At 59.5% G+C, this 15,179-nt stretch carries 22 protein-coding genes; 8 read left to right on the forward strand and 14 right to left on the reverse strand.

From position 1 onward, the window contains the following. Positions 1–102: 102 nt before the first annotated feature. Complete coding sequence (locus tag B3R00_RS06415; protein WP_174862691.1) at positions 103–1,392, forward strand: tyrosine-type recombinase/integrase; 1,290 nt, start codon at positions 103–105, stop codon at positions 1,390–1,392. Here the strand turns inward: B3R00_RS06415 and B3R00_RS06420 are convergent. From B3R00_RS06420 to B3R00_RS06480, 13 genes are all read right to left on the reverse strand, one after another. Beyond that, positions 1,389–1,958: a hypothetical protein gene (locus tag B3R00_RS06420; RefSeq protein WP_284214584.1), complete on the reverse strand. Its 570-nt coding sequence runs from the start codon at positions 1,956–1,958 to the stop codon at positions 1,389–1,391. The two genes, B3R00_RS06415 and B3R00_RS06420, sit on opposite strands and share 4 nt — an antisense overlap. Before the next feature lie 50 nt (positions 1,959–2,008). Beyond that, on the reverse strand, positions 2,009–2,266 hold the full coding sequence (locus B3R00_RS06425) for a helix-turn-helix transcriptional regulator (protein WP_174862674.1): 258 nt from the start codon (positions 2,264–2,266) through the stop codon (positions 2,009–2,011). Further along, positions 2,263–2,754 (reverse strand): hypothetical protein, encoded by a 492-nt coding sequence (locus tag B3R00_RS06430; RefSeq protein WP_286998152.1) that lies wholly within the window; start codon positions 2,752–2,754, stop codon positions 2,263–2,265. The genes B3R00_RS06425 and B3R00_RS06430 overlap by 4 nt, the downstream gene beginning before the upstream one ends. Continuing rightward, on the reverse strand, positions 2,754–5,078 hold the full coding sequence (locus B3R00_RS06435; RefSeq protein WP_286998153.1) for a ParB/RepB/Spo0J family partition protein: 2,325 nt from the start codon (positions 5,076–5,078) through the stop codon (positions 2,754–2,756). Before B3R00_RS06435 ends, B3R00_RS06430 begins: the two co-directional genes overlap by 1 nt. After that, a complete protein-coding gene (locus B3R00_RS06440) occupies positions 5,075–5,242 on the reverse strand; it encodes a hypothetical protein (RefSeq protein ID WP_286998155.1) in 168 nt (55 codons plus the stop codon). The genes B3R00_RS06435 and B3R00_RS06440 overlap by 4 nt, the downstream gene beginning before the upstream one ends. Continuing rightward, the gene (locus B3R00_RS06445; RefSeq protein ID WP_286998157.1) at positions 5,239–5,571 is read right to left on the reverse strand and encodes a hypothetical protein; all 333 of its coding nucleotides are present in this window, start codon (positions 5,569–5,571) and stop codon (positions 5,239–5,241) included. Before B3R00_RS06445 ends, B3R00_RS06440 begins: the two co-directional genes overlap by 4 nt. Continuing rightward, positions 5,571–5,696, reverse strand: a complete 126-nt coding sequence (locus B3R00_RS06450) for a hypothetical protein (protein ID WP_286998158.1) — start codon at positions 5,694–5,696, stop codon at positions 5,571–5,573. Before B3R00_RS06450 ends, B3R00_RS06445 begins: the two co-directional genes overlap by 1 nt. Positions 5,697–5,763: 67 nt before the next feature. Then, complete coding sequence (locus B3R00_RS06455) at positions 5,764–6,294, reverse strand: hypothetical protein (RefSeq protein ID WP_286998159.1); 531 nt, start codon at positions 6,292–6,294, stop codon at positions 5,764–5,766. After that, positions 6,281–6,640, reverse strand: a complete 360-nt coding sequence (locus B3R00_RS06460; protein ID WP_286998161.1) for a hypothetical protein — start codon at positions 6,638–6,640, stop codon at positions 6,281–6,283. Before B3R00_RS06460 ends, B3R00_RS06455 begins: the two co-directional genes overlap by 14 nt. A 103-nt stretch (positions 6,641–6,743) precedes the next feature. Further along, positions 6,744–6,887, reverse strand: a complete 144-nt coding sequence (locus B3R00_RS06465) for a hypothetical protein (RefSeq protein WP_286998162.1) — start codon at positions 6,885–6,887, stop codon at positions 6,744–6,746. Between the two features lie 560 nt (positions 6,888–7,447). Further along, positions 7,448–8,068, reverse strand: a complete 621-nt coding sequence (locus B3R00_RS06470) for a hypothetical protein (RefSeq protein WP_286998163.1) — start codon at positions 8,066–8,068, stop codon at positions 7,448–7,450. 2 nt (positions 8,069–8,070) lie between these two features. Beyond that, positions 8,071–8,454: a hypothetical protein gene (locus B3R00_RS06475; protein ID WP_286998164.1), complete on the reverse strand. Its 384-nt coding sequence runs from the start codon at positions 8,452–8,454 to the stop codon at positions 8,071–8,073. 9 nt (positions 8,455–8,463) lie between these two features. Further along, entirely contained in the window at positions 8,464–9,258 is a 795-nt protein-coding gene (locus B3R00_RS06480) for a S24 family peptidase (RefSeq protein WP_286998165.1), read from the reverse strand. An 82-nt stretch (positions 9,259–9,340) separates the two neighbouring features. On the opposite strand from B3R00_RS06480, the gene B3R00_RS06485 reads away from it, so the two are divergent. The 4 genes from B3R00_RS06485 to B3R00_RS06500 all read left to right on the forward strand — a co-directional run bounded on the left by B3R00_RS06485 (position 9,341) and on the right by B3R00_RS06500 (position 13,409). After that, positions 9,341–9,565 carry a hypothetical protein gene (locus B3R00_RS06485; RefSeq protein ID WP_286998166.1) on the forward strand — a complete coding sequence of 75 codons (225 nt, stop codon included), beginning with the start codon at positions 9,341–9,343 and terminating at the stop codon, positions 9,563–9,565. A 201-nt stretch (positions 9,566–9,766) separates the two neighbouring features. Beyond that, on the forward strand, positions 9,767–10,288 hold the full coding sequence (locus tag B3R00_RS06490) for a hypothetical protein (RefSeq protein ID WP_286998167.1): 522 nt from the start codon (positions 9,767–9,769) through the stop codon (positions 10,286–10,288). Further along, positions 10,285–10,584 carry a hypothetical protein gene (locus tag B3R00_RS06495; RefSeq protein ID WP_286998169.1) on the forward strand — a complete coding sequence of 100 codons (300 nt, stop codon included), beginning with the start codon at positions 10,285–10,287 and terminating at the stop codon, positions 10,582–10,584. Before B3R00_RS06490 ends, B3R00_RS06495 begins: the two co-directional genes overlap by 4 nt. Positions 10,585–10,664: 80 nt before the next feature. Further along, positions 10,665–13,409, forward strand: a complete 2,745-nt coding sequence (locus B3R00_RS06500; RefSeq protein ID WP_286998170.1) for a VapE domain-containing protein — start codon at positions 10,665–10,667, stop codon at positions 13,407–13,409. A gap of 23 nt (positions 13,410–13,432) precedes the next feature. Here B3R00_RS06500 and B3R00_RS06505 read toward each other — a convergent pair whose 3' ends face one another. After that, a complete protein-coding gene (locus B3R00_RS06505) occupies positions 13,433–13,588 on the reverse strand; it encodes a hypothetical protein (RefSeq protein ID WP_284214577.1) in 156 nt (51 codons plus the stop codon). A gap of 221 nt (positions 13,589–13,809) precedes the next feature. On the opposite strand from B3R00_RS06505, the gene B3R00_RS06510 reads away from it, so the two are divergent. The 3 genes from B3R00_RS06510 to B3R00_RS06520 all read left to right on the forward strand — a co-directional run bounded on the left by B3R00_RS06510 (position 13,810) and on the right by B3R00_RS06520 (position 15,175). Further along, a complete protein-coding gene (locus B3R00_RS06510; protein WP_284214576.1) occupies positions 13,810–14,130 on the forward strand; it encodes a hypothetical protein in 321 nt (106 codons plus the stop codon). A gap of 3 nt (positions 14,131–14,133) precedes the next feature. Next, entirely contained in the window at positions 14,134–14,562 is a 429-nt protein-coding gene (locus tag B3R00_RS06515; protein WP_286998171.1) for a hypothetical protein, read from the forward strand. Positions 14,563–14,803: 241 nt separating this feature from the next. Beyond that, positions 14,804–15,175 carry an HNH endonuclease gene (locus B3R00_RS06520; RefSeq protein WP_286998172.1) on the forward strand — a complete coding sequence of 124 codons (372 nt, stop codon included), beginning with the start codon at positions 14,804–14,806 and terminating at the stop codon, positions 15,173–15,175. The last annotated feature ends 4 nt before the right edge of the window (positions 15,176–15,179 follow it).

Here is a 15,179-nt window from a genome sequence, read left to right on the forward strand (position 1 = left end):
TTGGTGGTTTGGCGTAGGTTTTTGGCGTTAGGTTTTGCGAACCTACGCCGTGTTGCATCTGGTCTATCAGAAAACCTACGCCACCTTACGCTGGAGGTGGTGGTGGTATTTGATGCACGCAAGGCCAAAGCCTTAAAGGCTGGCGAACACATTATTGTCGATGAGGCTCCGGGGCTGCGCTTGGTTGCCAGCAACACCCGTATGACCTGGACGTACAGGTACAAGAACGATGAGGGGCGTATGAAGCAGGTGGCCATGGGGCATTGGCCTGCCATGTCTTACGCCGCTGCTTTGGGTAAGTGGGATGAGTTACGCCAGCAGCGCGGTGCTGGGCAGGACTTGGCCAAAGAAAAAAAGTTAGCCACAGCCAAGGTGCGTAGCACGCGCTCGCGTCAGGCCGATCAGTACCTGGTGGCCAACCTGCTGGATGAGTACCTGGAGGGCCACGTCAAGCGCAACCGCAAACCCAAAGGGTACACAGAGACTGCGCGGCTGCTCAGTCACTTGTACACAGCGCCCATTCGTGGATTGCCACCGGCTGCGGTCAAACGCGTGCACGCATTTGAGCTGCTGGAGACCTTGGGTGCACGTGCGCCGGTGCTGGCCAACAGCTTGCGCACTGAGCTGGGTGCCGCGTGGGAGTACGCGCTGGATGCGGGGCGCATACCGGAGGAAACACCCAACTGGTGGCGGCAGATCCTGCGGGGCAAGTTGCGTAGCCGTGGCTTGATTGTGAATGGCGAACATCAGGGGCGCGTGCGGCGTGTGCTGGATGCGCAAGAGATGGCCACGCTGATTAAGTTTTTGCCCAACTTCAGCCAGCTCATCGATGACCTGCTGACCATGTACATCTGGACTGGTGCGCGTGGTGCGGAGATTGTCCAGATGGAGGCCAGTGAGGTTGGCCAAGAGGCTGATGGATGGTGGTGGACGGTGCCGCGTGAAAAGCTCAAGACCGGGCGGCATGACTTGGCGGTGGATTTTCGCGTGCCGCTGATAGGGCGGGCGCTGACAGTGGTGCAGCGGCGGCTTGCTCTGTACCAGAAGGGCTATCTATTCCCATCGCAAAACGCCAACGCACGATCGCCGCACGTAGAGCAAAAGATTATTGGTGTGGCCACGTACTGGGTGCGGCCTGAAACCTGCAACGCACGCTTGCCTGCTGACCGGCTGAAGCTGCTGCACCTGAAGCCCTGGGCGCCTCACGACTTGCGCCGCACGGTAAAGACAACGCTGGCCAGCATGGGCTGCCCTGAGGAAGTTTCTGAAGCGGTGCTGGGCCACATGCCGCCTGGGATTGTTGGTGTTTATAACCGGCACACGTATGACAAAGAACGCAGGCTGTGGCTCACGCTGCTGGCGGAGCATTGGGAGGGGTTGGTGCGCACTTAAAGTGGTGAGAACTGTGTGACGAATGCCTCGTAGGCTGTGTATATGCCGTACGCGAAAAGAATATATCCGCTGCCCGCCAGTGAGATTGAAGCTAGGTTGAGGGCATTTCCGATTTTTATTCGTCCGTGCCCATAGCAAAACTGCGTCACATAGCGGACGGCTAAGCTTAGAGACCCTGCAAGAACGCCAGCACCGAAAGAAAGTATCGATGGAGTTAGGTGTAAGCCGAGTTCTGCGGGTAGTCCTTTGGATATGGTCGCTCCAAGGAATCCCAGTAGTGCTACGACTGCCCCTCCGTTAATCAAAATTAATGCATTGAGTGCTTCGCGCCCTGCTTCAATAACGGATTTGAAAAGCTCAATTTCGTGCCTTGTTCGCACGTCTAGGTGAGCTAAGAATTGTTGTTGTTCAAGCTTGGTGTGTTCAAGGGCTCTGTCTGGTTGATCAGGGCTTAACCCTGTCTCAATGTATTTTTGTAGCGCCTCGATGTCAACTGTGCTCTGTCCGCTGGAGCGAATCTTTGCTAGGTCTTCTTGAAGTGAGTTTAAAAGCTTGGAGTATTCCACGTTGTCTCTTTGAAGAAGCGTTGGTCTTCGGTTGGAGGTGTAAGGCTCTATTATGTTTTTTTTGCCTCGCGGGGCTTCTTAGCCCCCGTGTTCTCCGGTGGCAACTGATCGCTAATCGGGCAAGAAAACAGCCACGCATCCAGCTCAGCGCGCAGCCATGCCACGCGGCGGCCTGCAACTTGGCGGGGTTGAGGGGCGCGGCGCTCGCGTACCTCTTTCTCAAATGTGGTGAGGCTCAGCCCCGCATAGGCTGCGGCCTGGTCGCGCTCCAGCGCGGCGGGGGCGAATTGCATCACGACGTAGCTCATGCCGTGGCTCCTTCTGTCTCTCGGTAAATCTCAGCGCCTGCGATCGCATGAGGGTTCAGGCGGTCGTTCAAAATGTCCTGGCACAGGGCTTGGCATGCCGGGGCGGCTGCCAGGCCGATTTGGGGATAGTCCTGTGCCAGCTGGTGGGCTGCCTCCAAGTCTTCGGCAATCACGAGCGCGTTGGCTTTCCTCCAGAGGCAGCCGTCCAAAGCCATTTGCGTGATGGTGCGTAGCGTGCCGTGCAGGCGTCTGGCCACGGGGTGGCCTTTGTTGACGTGCACGGCTATCTCTGCGCCGATGCCGATGATGGCTGCCAGGTTGGCCAGCAGCTCGCGGTGTTCCTGTCCATCGTCGGCCAGTGCCACCAGCACGCCCAAGTCCAGGTTGAGCTGGCGTTGCTGTTCAATGGCCACTGCAGCCGTCACGGGGTTGGGCCCACGGTATGGCTTGCGCCGTGGCTGGGGTGGGGTGAAGCGTGGGCGTGCCATTACGCTGCCTCCTGCTCTGCCACCAGATCCAACTCGCTCACGTGAAAGCTCAGGATGATGGGTGCGCAGCCCTTGGCGCGGGGGATGCTGACAATCACTGCCTCTGGCCCACAATGCGCCGTGGCGGTGCCTTCGTAGTTAACCCAGGGCTTTTGTTTCTTTTGCGTGGCATTCGCGTTGATGCGTACCACTTTGCCCACCAGCTCAGCGGCAGTCAGCACGGCCTTGGCTTTCTTTACTGCTGCCCCTGTCTTTGCGGATGCACCATCCTGGCCATGGTCCACTGATTCGCCTGTGCCAGCGGCAGCAGGCGTCTGCTCACGAATCGTTTTTTCGGTGGCAAACGTGATTCCAGCAGAGGGCGGCAGAGCCTGCGCAACGTTAGTTGCGACTGGCTCTGCTACGTTGCCTTGCGCGGCCGCAGCCGCGCCTAGTTCTGGTTCCCCTGGCAAAGCCTGCAGCGCGGCAGCGATGCTGGCTGCAGCCGCATTAGCGCTTAGCTTTTTCCCACCACCGCCAGCCAGCGCAGCGGGGCCTTGTTGGCTTTTGCCTTTGGCCTTGCCACCACCCACACCCTTTTGAGTGTGCGCAGCGGGGGTAAGGGGTGTATTTGCTTTTGGAGCCTCAGATTTATCAGGGGATGCGGCGGCTTTCTTGCCCATCTCAGCCCGCAAATTGGCTTGCACGTTGGCTTTGACAGTGTTCACACCGATGTTGCATGCCTCCGCTAAATCCATCAGCGTGGGGTTGTGCTTGCGGTCGGGGTATTGCTCATACAGCCAAGGGGTGTAGGCGCAATCGCGCAGCACCAGCACGGCGGCAGCCGCGTTCACCGGTTGCGCGTGGTCTTTTACGTAGTCTTTCAGTGCATCCAGTGGGGCAACCTTGCCCAAGTCCAGTGCCTGTGCCAGCTGCGTGGCTTCATCTTTGTTGAGCGTGCTGATGATGTGGGTGGCCACCATGCGCTCTGCCAGCATGTCAATGTGGCTGCTGGTGCGCTCACCGGTTACGGCCTTGATGGTGGACACGGCCAAGGCCTTGCGCCATTCGCGCTCAAATCGGTCGGCGGCAAGCTTGGCATCTTGCTTGGCCTTGGCCTCCGCATCGGCCTTGGCGTCTTCGCGCAGCTTGGCCTCAGCGTCGGCCTTGCCTGCCATCTTCAGCAGCTCAGCGGCTTGCTCCTGGGGCACCACGGCAATCAGCTCATTCTTGGCGTGGGGGTTCTCAATCAGCGTGGGGGTGATGCCTGCTTGCTCCATCACGCTACCCACCACGGCACGCAATGGCTTGCCCTTCACTGGGCTGTCAGTGGCCACGTCCAGCCGCACATAGCCTTCAATGCTGCCGCTGTAGGCGGTGGGGATCAGTGCCTTGGCCTCGCGCCCGGTGATGATGTGCGCGCCCATGGCCTGGGCACGTTCGCGCAGCTGGGCGGCGTGGGCGTCTTCCTTGGCGTGGTAGCAGGGCGGGTTGGTGCACACGTCTGCACTGTCCACGTCGGTGAACAGGTCGGGGTTTGCGCCGGTGCGGTTGGGGCAGGCGCTGCAGCTGCCCGCGTTGGGGCACAGGTTGGCGTCTTCACGGTCAAACTTGGCGTGTTTCAGATCCAGCATGAACTCACTGCGCACCATGCGCTGCACCTCACGGGCGCTCATACGGTCGCCCTGGAAATCGGTGTCGGTGGCTTCCTCCAGCGCCTTGAGCTGCAGTTGCTCATTGGGAATGCGGGCAATAGGCAGCGCGCAGCTAAAGTCCAGCTTGCCTTCGCGCAGCAGCTGGCGGCCATGCTCGCACAAGTCCAGCACCTTCAGGCGGGCGAAGATGTAGCTGCGGCTGCGGCCCACCTCTGCGGCAATTGCGTCGGCAGAGCTGCCTTCGCTATCCATCAGGGCGCGGTAGCTCTCTGCCTCTTCCAGCTCGGTCACGTCTTCGCGCTGCAGGTTTTCAATGATCTGGGCCTTCAATGCCTGCGCATCGGTCATGGGGCGAATCAGCGCTGGAATCTCAGTAAGCCCTGCCATCTGGCTGGCGCGCCAGCGGCGTTCACCGGCTACCAGCTCGTACTCAGGTGCAGCCTGCTTTTGGGCGCGGGCAGTGTGCAGTGTGTCTTGCAGCCGGTGGGTGGGCAGAGGGCGCAGCAAGATGGGCTGGTGCACGCCGCTGGCCTTGATGCTGTCTGCCAGCTCCTGCAGCTTGGCCTGGTCAAAGTGCTTGCGCGGGTTGGTCAGGCTTGGGGCAATCGCCGTCAGTGGCACGTGCAGCATGCGCGGGCCTGCACCGGGTGTGGGCAGAGCTTGGGTGCTGGTGTCTTTGGAGTCGGTCATGCTGCACCTCCTTCATTAATCAACGCTGCACGCTTTTGCGCAGCTTTGGGTGTGGGGTAGATTTCGATCACGTCACGATCAGGCGTGCTGATGACGACTTCCCAGTGCTGCATCTGCAGGCCTTCGCTGGTGGGGTGGTAGTAGGGGCGGACGGCGGCGGTCATGCTGCAGCTCCCTGCTTGGCTTGGGCTGCGATGCGTTTCTGCTCGGCCAGTGAGGAATGCAGGCTGCCAAAGCGGTCGTACTCCGAAAATTCGTAGCCGATGATCTGCGTGTAGTGACACTGGCGGCGACTGCCAGTCTTGGTGTTGGTGCCGTAAACGTGCCCTTCGTGGTAGCTCCTCGTACTGAAAGAACCCACTTCGATTTCCACGGGCGCTCGGCCGATAAAGACCTCCACGACAGTGCCCACCGGGATGATTTCCTTCATAGCCTCAGCCCATGCTTCACGGGTTGCTTGCACGCCAGCGTACAGTTCGTTGATTACTGACATCACACACCTCCCTGCTTGGCTGCTTGGGTGGCGCGCCAGTCACCATGCTGCTGATCGCACCATCCATCGCTGTAAGCATCTTTGGCCCACTGCGGCCATTGCTGGCGGTCTTGGCCAAGCCACATAGGTTTTCCATGTGAAGCGGCGCGCGCCCCTGCTGCATAAAACCAGCGCTTACCTGATAGCGGTTTCTTAGCCATTTGCTTGCTCTCCCTGCTTGGCTTGGGCTGCAAGGGCGGCGCGGTGCTCTGCGTCTCGCTCTGACTGCATCTTGAATGGCAGTTCTCGCGCCAAGCTCCAGTTATCCAGGACATAGCTGCCGAACGCAGTGATGCTGTATCGACCAAAGCCGTGCGAATTCAGGCACCCAAAGTGCGTGAGTCGCTGGATGGCTTCTTTGCCAATGTCGTAGCTTTCATCGTCCTCGGACGTTTCTGCAAAACGCTCCAGTGCTTCAAAATCATGCTGTTGCAGCCACTGGCGCGCATCCAGCCCCTGCTGGGTGGGGTGCTCGGTGATGGCTGATGCAGTATGCAAACCGCCATACACAAACCCAGCCACCGCAGGCTGCTTACCCAGCCAGCCCAGTGCGTCGATAGCCAGCGCGTGCGCCGGGGTTTCCAGACGCATGCCGGGCGTGGGCGTAGGAATGTTGACCTGCACCTGAGCGCGTGCGCCTGGCAGGCTTTCAATAATCAGGGTGATGCGTTCAAACTGCGGCATGCTTAGCCTCTTGGATTGGGGTTGCAGGCACGGCGTGGATATGCGCCGTGACGGGGAAGTGGCACTCCATCAGCTCCATGGCCACCTGCACCTTGATGCGCATGCCAGTCTTGAGCGTGGCGGCGCGGGCGTGGGCAGCGGCGTGCTGGCCGATGGGGAAGATTTGCTCGCAGGTAAAGCTGCGGCCATTGGTGGGCTTGACGGTGTTCACCCGCAGGCAAAGCACGGGCATGGGCTCGCCCGTCTCGCCCACGGGCTTGGTGCGCACCACGGGGCGCTCGGCCACGGTGCCTTCAATCTCAAGCAGCGCGCCAAAGCCGGTGGCGTCAAAGGTGGCGGCGCTCATTGGGGCACCTCAGCAGCTGTCCAAACCACCGCGGCAATCAATGCCAGCACCCAGGTCAGCAGCGTGCGCAGCGCAGCGCTAAAGGTGGTGATGCGTTTGCTTTTCATGCTGCACCTGCCTTGCGGGCGCTGATGCCGCCCAGGTCATGCTGCAGGTGTTCCATGGCGCGGCAGATGGCATCGCACACGCTGGTGGCCAGCACGGTAATGCTGTTGGGGCCTTGGGTGACGGTGTAAGGGGTCAGCATGTGCCCACCTTTAGGTGTTTGAGTGTTCGCTGCAGGTTGAGCTCGCTGATCTCATCCGCAAGCGCTATTGCCTTGGGGCTGCAGTAGTGCAGCAATGCACCGCACTGCATGACTTGCTGCATATGGCTTTCTGCCAAGCGCTTCAGTTCCCAATAGCCACACCACAGGGCATCGCGGTAATCACTGTTTTTGAGGGTGCGATGCTTGCCCAGCAGTAGCTGTGCTTTGTCATGCTCTTCGGCGGCGCTTGCCAAATAGACACTTGCACGGGCTGCTGCCGGTGCATCTGCGGGTGTGCACACGTGTGCACTGAGGGGAACTCTCCAAGCTGTCGTCATAACCACCACTCCTAAAGCTAGAGCTATTAGCGCCCGCTGTGCCTGCGTTAGCTGGCAATTTGGGCAATCAATTCAGGGCATCAGGTTTGCAACTGTTTTGCCCGGCGCTTTTTCGCGTTGATGTAGTTTAGTTAAAGCGAAACCAATAAGTCAAGCCAAGGCTAAACTATTTGGGCAAATAAAAACCGCCAAACGGTTGGCGGCTTTCGGTGGTGTGTGAATTTATAGGGCTTGTATCGCGGTCAGCCAGTCGCTTTCACGCACGATGCGGATGTGGTGACCATCTTCGCGCAGTTCCATAGCGCGTCTGATTTTGGTTCCGTAGGCTGCATTTACCCAGTCTGGTGAGGCATGCGTGCCGACAATGACGGCATATACCTTTTTGGACACAGCTTTGGAGGGTTCTAGCCGTGCTTTGATGGCTAGTTTTTCGCAGGCGTTGCGGGTGCCGTACAGAAAATCACCTGTCAGGCAAATGCGAAAGCCTTCTTCAAAGTTTAGCTCTGTGGTGTCATAAGGAAGTTTAGCGACGCCGGTATCAACACTGCCTGTTTCTGCGAAATCGCTACCCACCAAAGCCTGTAGCTCTGTGAGTAGGTGGGTGCGCTCGGCTTCATCAATGCGGCCATCGGCAAGAACTTCTTGCAGCAGTCTTGCGATGGCGTTGCCGGGCCATGTACGGGTGGCTGCTTCGTTAGCGCTCAGCCATGTGCTGAGCATTTGTACTTCTGCGTTGTGAAGGTGCCCATCTGCCACGATGCCGGTGATGATGCCGGTTAGTACTTGGGAGGCTTTCACAAGAGCGCGTTGATCGAGTGATGCACGAATGGCGAATTCGGACATGGTTAGTCTCCGTCGTTGGCAGATGCTGCCCAAATCTTTTGCGTGTCTCCTGTGTAAGTCACGGGGACGCCGGTGCGGGTGCAAACCAGTGTGGTTTCTTGCGTGGTGTCTAGCCGCAGGTCTTCGCCACGAAGGCCCTGCCATGCTGCCAAGTAAGCCAGCGCACCAATTTTGTTCTGCGCCTTGATGGCTTTTTGCACGCCACCCCTAAAGGGCAGGGGTGGTAGCTCGCCAGCAGCAGCTTTGGCGGCAAGTTCAGGGTCTGTAGTGCGCTTGTGGATGCCAACTAGCCATGAATTGATTAATCCGCAGTCTGGGCCGTTGATGCGGGTGTCAAAGTTGCTATCAATCTCTGGTGGGTTGGCGGCAAGCGCAGTGACAAGCATGGCGATTGGTTAGAAGTGTTCGCTCTTCCACACCGTCAGCACCTTGCCCAGCACTTCAAAGTGTGGGTTGTGGGGTGAGATGTCGAAGGGCAGGTAGTCTGGGTTTTTGCTGATGGCCCGGATGACGAAGCCGGGGCCGTCGAACTCTGGCACGCGTTGCAGCAGCTTGATGTAGCCCTCTTCGCCTATGCGAAAGAAGTAGGGGGCGTCATGTGAAACAGTCTTGCACCCCATGTCCACCAAAAGCGGATCGCCTGGGTTGTACATGCCGATCATGCTGGGGCCAAACCCGGTCACGATGGCGAGGTTTTGAACGCCAGAGTGCGTAGGGATGTTTTGGCGTAACCAGTCGTGGTTGACGCGCCAGCTTTTGATGATGCCTGGCTGGTCGCTAAGCAGTAGTTTTGCGCGGCCCATCCCACCGCCCACATCGTATTGGTGGATCACCAAGTCTCCGTTCTCGGGTTCTTTTTCTTCGTTGACTTCTGGTAGTACGCCATGGCTTGGCAGGTGATAGATGGCCGCGCCCTCGTTCACTGATTTTTTTTCAGTGGCAGGGCGTACCGTGCGCCGTTCTCTGGCTTCTTCTTTTGGTGTTGGCCATTCGTGGTTGAACCAGTCTTCATGCAGACCTAGTTCAACTGCCAGCTTACGTGCCGCACCCTCGCCAAACGGTTCTTTGCTACCTGTGATTTGAGATACCCGGCCTTTGCTAATGCCTGTGGCAGAGACGAAATCGGCTGGCCGACCGTAATCGGTGGCTATGAGGTGGCGAAGGCGGTTTTTGCGGTGCGTGTCGTTCATGGCTTGTTTAGGTAATCATAAACTTTCACTGTTTAGCTTTAGCTTGACTTATTAGTTTCGATAAAGCTAAACTACGCGCCATATGACTGAACTTAAGACATGGTTGGCGCAGGAGCGGGGGCGTGCAGTGGCTTTGGCTGCGCACCTCGGTGTTGGCAAAGCACGCGTAAGTCAGATTGCGGCAGAGGGCGTGCCCAAGCACTTCATGCTGAAAGTGCGCGACTTCACGAAGGGTGAAGTAACTCTGGAGTCCATGCTGAATCCTGTTCAGTCACCAGTGGATGAGGCAAATGCCGCTGGTTCTTGATTCCCCCCATCACCACCCCTCTAACGGTCACGCCGCCGGGGTTGCTGTCTCCCACCTCTTTCATGGTGCTGCGCGTCATAGCCATCGCGTGCAGCTTGCGTGGCAGGTGGTGATGGGCTTTTTCTTGTTGCATGGGGGCAGTGTCTGCCGCCACGGCTTGGGGCGAAAGCCTGAAATTTTCCAGATTCAAGGGGGTTGCCAATGACCTGTTATCTGTCGCCCACGGATTGGCGTGATGTTCTTTACAACGCGGTGCGCAATGCACCGGGTGGTGTGGCTGCTGCAGCTGCGTTCTTGGCGCAGCGCCGGGGCCGCTCGATGCACACCGAGACTTTGCGCGCCCGCCTGCGCGGTGTGGATGGTGAGTGGGTGAATCTGGAGATTTTGGAGCTGCTGAGCGAGTGGATGCAAGACAGCAAGCACCCCGATGCTTTGTCGTGGCTGTCTGCTTTGAACAACCGTTTTGGCCTGGTGGCGTTGGAGCTGCCGCCTCCGCCCGCTGGTGGCTGGGCCTGTGAGGCTGCAGCCCTGCGCGAAAAGGCGCTGCAGCTGGGCGTGGAAGGTGGGCACCTGACGCAGTTGGTGATGCGTGCCACGGATGACCAGCGCATTTCAATTGCAGAGGCGGATGAGATCACCGCGCAGGCCATGGCTGAGATTGAGCTGCTGTACCGCACGGTGCGCAATGCCCGCCGCGCTGCTGGCTTGGAGGTGCAGCCATGAGACCCGCAGGCGAAGTTTCTAAGGCGCTGCTGCAGGCTGTGCAAGAGCTGGCAACGCCGGAGCGTGCGCCCATTCTGAAAGAGCTGGCAGCCCATGCCCAGGTGGCTGAAGCCGTGGCACTGCAGACGCTGAAAGATATGAAGCGCTATGGCCGTGTGTGCATTGCCCGCAAGCGCACGGTGTCGTGGTGCACGCGCCCGGTGGCTGAGTGGTGCTTGCCCATTGCAGGCAAGGCTGCAGCGAACGATGCAATGGCTGATGGTGGTTTTGCGGCTTTGGCGCGCGCTTGGGGATAGTTGATGGTGAATGAACACGCTGCCGGTGTTGCGGACGCTGGCGTGGATCTGGTCTTTGTAGTGCGTGCAGGAGGTGCTGTATGACCCAGCGCCGTGAAGAGCTGCCGCCGATTCAATTTACAGCTTTGGCGGCAGCGTTGCTGCCTATGGCTGAGACGTTGCTGCCCAAATGGTTGCGTGGTGGCCGCCGTGAGCGCCACGAGTGGGTGTGCGGCAGCCTGGCAGGTGAGCCGGGCAGCAGCTGCAGCGTTAATGTCAATAAGGGCGCGTGGAAAGACTTTGCGACGGGCGAAGAGGGCCGTGACCTGCTGAGCCTGTATGCCGCCATTCATGGTTTGAGCATGGCCAAGGCAGCGGTGCAGGTGGCCCGTGAAGAAAAACTGGAGGATGTGGCTGGCCTGGTGAAAACCGCTGCAGGTGCCACCGTGGTGCCTGCAGCTAACCCACGGCCCATGCCAGCCCCCAAGCCAGCCCCTGAGAAAGAAGGCTGGGCCACGATGCGCCCGGTGCCGAAGTGGGCTCCCCCGCCTACTTTTGTGCACCACTACCGCCAGCCTCAAGATTTGATGCACACCGGTGAGTACCGTGTGGGCGATGATTTGCATGGGTATGTGGTGCGCTTTCGCACCAGCGACGGCGGCAAAGACACGCTGCCCTATACCTTTTGCCAAAGTGCCAAGGACGGTGCCAGCAAGTGGCACTGGAAGCAGTGGGATGAGCCCCGGCCTTTGTTCTTTCCAAACTTTGCGTTGCCCAATGGGCTGACCGTCATTTTGGTGGAGGGTGAAGTCAAGGCTGAGGTGCTGCAGCAGCTGCTGGATGCACACAGCCCCGGCGTGTATTGCGTGTGCAGCTGGCCCGGCGGCAGCAATGCCTGGCAAAAGGCCGATTGGAGCTGGCTGGCTGGCAGCACGGTGCTGCTGTGGCCCGATTGCGATGCCATGCGCGAAAAGCTGACCAAGGCTGAGTTGGCTGAGGTAGGTGCTGATGCTGCCGCCAAAGAGGCGCTGCAGGCAACGAAGCCTTTGTTGCCCGAAGCCAAGCAGCCCGGCATGAAAGCGCAGCTGGGCATTGGCGCGCTGCTGCGTGATACGCATGGCTGCACCGTCAGCCTGCTGCCCATTCCAAAGCCGGGCGAAAAGCCCAGCGGCTGGGACTGCAAGGACGCGATTGTTGACGATGGCTGGACGTTTGATGACGTGCTTGCTTTGTTTGGCCGGGCGCAGCCGTTGTTAGCGGTGCAAGCGGACGAATCTGCAGCAGAAACTGCGGCCCCGAAAAAAAATTCGCGATCCCCCGTTGGCACAAAAGGGCGTGAAGCCGCTGGTGATGCGCCTGACGGCGACGACGATGACGACGCACCCGCTGGCAAGGATGAGACGCCGCCGCCCAAAGGCACGCCCTGGTGGCTGAAGCCGTATTGGGACAAACAGAAGGCGCGCTGGAACATTAGCCGCAAGACGGTGATTGCCGCCTTGGAAAACGATGAGGCGTTGTACGGTGTAGTGGCCTTCAATGAGCTGACAAACAGCGTGCAGTGCCGCAAGGCCTGGCCGTGGCCACATTCGCGCCCTGGTGAGATCAAGGGTGCCGACGGGCTGCTGCTGGGCAAGTATTTGACGGATTACTACAACCTGCCCAGCGTGAGCCGTGCCGCGTTGGAAGAGGCCGTGCAGACGGTCGCTTACACGGAGCGGTTTCACCCCATTCGTGAGTGGCTGCTGGATTTGAAGTGGGACGAAAAGCCCCGTTTGGATAACTGGCTGATTTATGTGCTGGGCGAAACGCCCGAGTCGTTAAACCCTGCGCTGCGTGAATACCTGCAGCTGGTGGGCCGCTTTTGGGTGCTGGGCATGGTGAACCGGGTGATGGAGCCTGGTTGCAAGTTTGACTATTGCCCGGTGCTGGAAGGTGTGGGCGGTTTGCGCAAGTCCACCCTGGTGGAGGTGCTGTGCGGCAAGGATTACTTCAGCGATACGCCGTTTGACATGAGCCGGGGCAAAGAAGCCCAAGAGCAAGTGCAAGGTATTTGGCTGTATGAGATTGCAGAGCTGAGCGCCATGAGCAAGGCGGACGTGAACGCGGTGAAGGCGTTTATCAGCTCCAAGGTGGATAAGTACCGCCCGGCCTACGGCACGACGGTGGAGAGCTACCCCCGCCAGTGCGTGCTGGTGGGCACGACCAACGATGACCAGTACCTGCGCGACCGCACGGGCAATCGCCGCTTTTGGCCGGTGCCGGTGCGCCACCAGATCAATACGGAGTGGGTGCAAAAGTACCGCGCCCAGCTGCTGGCAGAGGCGTTTGTGCTGTACCAGCAAGGCGAGCCGTACACGCCGACCAAAGAGCAGGAAGACCGCTTGTTTAAGCCCATGCAGGACAGCCGCTTGATTGAGACGGCGGTGGAAAGCCGGTTGCTGGAGCTGCTGACGCGTGATGCACATGGTGCGCAGGCAGTGGCTTCCGGGGTGCATGTGGATGCGCAGTTTGTACGCATGGATCAGCTGGTGGTGGAGTTGGGCTCGGACGTGGCCAAGTCTTCGGCGGCGTTGGAAAACCAGATCCGTGGCTGGCTGAAACAGCAGGGCTGGGAGCATGGCAAGAAACAGGTGGCAGGCAAACGGTCAAGCGGGTACTGCCGCCCGGCGGTGTGGCCACCTGAAGGCGTGGTGGTGGGCCTGGATCAGCTTGACCGCGATAGCGGGGCCATAGATGACAGCGCACCACCCCCAGCACCTTCTGGCCAAGCGCCAGCTGAGACTGATGCGCCGCTGAGCCCTGCTGCTCAGTTCCTTCGAAACAAAGCCGACGATGAGCCTTTTTAAGCCATGACGTTGTGCTTGTTCTTTCAACCCATGTCAGCGCCTGAAACGCGCTGCACTGCCCACACAGGGGGAGGCGTGATTCGCGCCTGTGTGGTGGCCAGGGCGATGGTGCGCCCGGCTTGCGGTGCAGTGGCGGGGATGGGGCTGGCTGCGCCCATGACGTAGCGGCAAGTGTCCATGTGTCCACCCTGTCCGGCGTTTTGCTGGGAGTGTGTGGGTAATGCCAATTCCTGATTTTGTGGAGTTGAAGCCGCTGCATTGCCCAAACGACACGTAACCCCCTGTCCACGTAGGTTGCGGTGCGGGCGTGGGCAGGCAGGCGCACATAGCAGGCACAGGCGCGCGTGCGCGAGCCTTGGGCGCGGCTTCCCGCGATCTCTATATAAAAAGGGTGGACAGTATGGACAGTAGGACACTTCAAAAGCAGCAAGGGGCAGCAGTGAATGAGGGCGATGTGCTGTTGATGATTAAGACGGCCATGCCTCAGACCTATCAAGCCATTCAACGTAAGGCTGGGCAGTTTGGAAATGATGTGTACCGCTTGGTTCGCTTGGGTATTCGCGGCCAGGCCAATTGCTTTTATGCGTGGGAAGGTGGCCGGGTGGTGGGCACGCCCTTTGCCAGCACGCACCCGGTGATGGCGGTGGTGGCACAGGGCTTGGTGCAGTTTGGTTGTGCACACGTGTGCATCATTGCTGAGCCTGCCAAGGCGGAGGGCTAAGGCATGGCACGGCTGGAACACATCAAGCAACGTTTGAATAACTGGGCACTGTGGCGTGCCCGCCGTGATAGCCATGGGCTGGGCTTTGCCACCCGCAACATGCTGGCCAACTGGATGGCAAGTGCTGGGGAGGTGAGCCGGTATGGGCGGGAGTCCACCATTCCTGTGCTGCACCTGGAGGCGGAAGAGATTGAGGATGCGGTGCAAGCCATGAAGCTGGGTGCAGGCCATCTGCATGTGACGGTGATGTGCGTCTACATCAAGGACTTGGGTGTGACGGGCACGGCCCGGCAGATGCGCCGCCAGCCCAGCACTGTGCATGCCCAGCTGGAGCAGGTTGACCGCTGGATTGAGGCGTGGTTGCAAGCCAAGCAGGAAGCCAAGGATGCGCAGCTGCAGCGTGTGTCTGCCAGGTTGTCACAGCGTCCGTAACAGTGCATGGGTGTGCGTGGGAGTTTTCCACCTTGGAGGGTTGCGCTACATTTCAGGCAACTTGCTGTTGGTGTCCGCAACCACCCGCAGTGAGCCAGAAAGCCCCGTCAGTCCACCACTGCACGGGGCTTTTGCATTGGTGGGTTGGTACGGCGCATGCTGCCCACCATCTAAATAGCGAGGCCATGCAATGTGGCCAGCCGGGTCGCAACCGGCACTAATTCAATGAAAGGACACGACTGTGCCATCTGCTGCTCCACGCCCCTGCTCGCATCCGGGCTGCGGCGTCCTGGTGCGCGATGGCACAGGGCGATGTCCCAAGCACCCGGCCAAGGTGTGGTTGAAGAAACCAACGGCGGCCAAGCGCATCACTGGGCGCAAGCTGCAGCAGCTGCGCAAGGAATTGTTTGAGCGTGAGCCACTGTGCCGGCCTTGCTACAAGGCTGGGCGCGTGACGGTGGGCACGATGCGTGACCACATCGTGCCGCTGGAGGAGGGTGGCACGGATACAGAGGACAACGTGCAGAACATCTGCGCTGATTGTCACGACGAAAAGAGCAAGGCCGAGCGGGCACGTGGTGTGAAGCGTGCCTGGTCGAACTATCGAGGTTGAAGGG

The organism is Comamonas sp. UBA7840, assembly GCF_002501455.1.
Lineage (GTDB): Bacteria > Pseudomonadota > Gammaproteobacteria > Burkholderiales > Burkholderiaceae_C > Comamonas > Comamonas jiangduensis.

What these genes read in the sequence shown, in the direction of transcription:
- B3R00_RS06425 (WP_174862674.1), bottom strand. Translation starts at nt 2,266, where the DNA reads ATGAGCTACGTCGTGATGCAATTCGCCCCCGCCGCGCTGGAGCGCGAC.
- B3R00_RS06485 (WP_286998166.1), top strand. Translation starts at nt 9,341, where the DNA reads ATGACTGAACTTAAGACATGGTTGGCGCAGGAGCGGGGGCGTGCAGTG.
- B3R00_RS06465 (WP_286998162.1), bottom strand. Translation starts at nt 6,887, where the DNA reads ATGCTGACCCCTTACACCGTCACCCAAGGCCCCAACAGCATTACCGTG.
- B3R00_RS06510 (WP_284214576.1), top strand. Translation starts at nt 13,810, where the DNA reads ATGGACAGTAGGACACTTCAAAAGCAGCAAGGGGCAGCAGTGAATGAG.
- B3R00_RS06505 (WP_284214577.1), bottom strand. Translation starts at nt 13,588, where the DNA reads ATGGACACTTGCCGCTACGTCATGGGCGCAGCCAGCCCCATCCCCGCC.
- B3R00_RS06495 (WP_286998169.1), top strand. Translation starts at nt 10,285, where the DNA reads ATGAGACCCGCAGGCGAAGTTTCTAAGGCGCTGCTGCAGGCTGTGCAA.
- B3R00_RS06445 (WP_286998157.1), bottom strand. Translation starts at nt 5,571, where the DNA reads ATGTCAGTAATCAACGAACTGTACGCTGGCGTGCAAGCAACCCGTGAA.
- B3R00_RS06440 (WP_286998155.1), bottom strand. Translation starts at nt 5,242, where the DNA reads ATGACCGCCGCCGTCCGCCCCTACTACCACCCCACCAGCGAAGGCCTG.
- B3R00_RS06430 (WP_286998152.1), bottom strand. Translation starts at nt 2,754, where the DNA reads ATGGCACGCCCACGCTTCACCCCACCCCAGCCACGGCGCAAGCCATAC.
- B3R00_RS06455 (WP_286998159.1), bottom strand. Translation starts at nt 6,294, where the DNA reads ATGCCGCAGTTTGAACGCATCACCCTGATTATTGAAAGCCTGCCAGGC.
- B3R00_RS06480 (WP_286998165.1), bottom strand. Translation starts at nt 9,258, where the DNA reads ATGAACGACACGCACCGCAAAAACCGCCTTCGCCACCTCATAGCCACC.
- B3R00_RS06460 (WP_286998161.1), bottom strand. Translation starts at nt 6,640, where the DNA reads ATGAGCGCCGCCACCTTTGACGCCACCGGCTTTGGCGCGCTGCTTGAG.
- B3R00_RS06470 (WP_286998163.1), bottom strand. Translation starts at nt 8,068, where the DNA reads ATGTCCGAATTCGCCATTCGTGCATCACTCGATCAACGCGCTCTTGTG.
- B3R00_RS06450 (WP_286998158.1), bottom strand. Translation starts at nt 5,696, where the DNA reads ATGTGGCTTGGCCAAGACCGCCAGCAATGGCCGCAGTGGGCCAAAGAT.
- B3R00_RS06490 (WP_286998167.1), top strand. Translation starts at nt 9,767, where the DNA reads ATGACCTGTTATCTGTCGCCCACGGATTGGCGTGATGTTCTTTACAAC.
- B3R00_RS06475 (WP_286998164.1), bottom strand. Translation starts at nt 8,454, where the DNA reads ATGCTTGTCACTGCGCTTGCCGCCAACCCACCAGAGATTGATAGCAAC.
- B3R00_RS06500 (WP_286998170.1), top strand. Translation starts at nt 10,665, where the DNA reads ATGACCCAGCGCCGTGAAGAGCTGCCGCCGATTCAATTTACAGCTTTG.
- B3R00_RS06515 (WP_286998171.1), top strand. Translation starts at nt 14,134, where the DNA reads ATGGCACGGCTGGAACACATCAAGCAACGTTTGAATAACTGGGCACTG.
- B3R00_RS06435 (WP_286998153.1), bottom strand. Translation starts at nt 5,078, where the DNA reads ATGACCGACTCCAAAGACACCAGCACCCAAGCTCTGCCCACACCCGGT.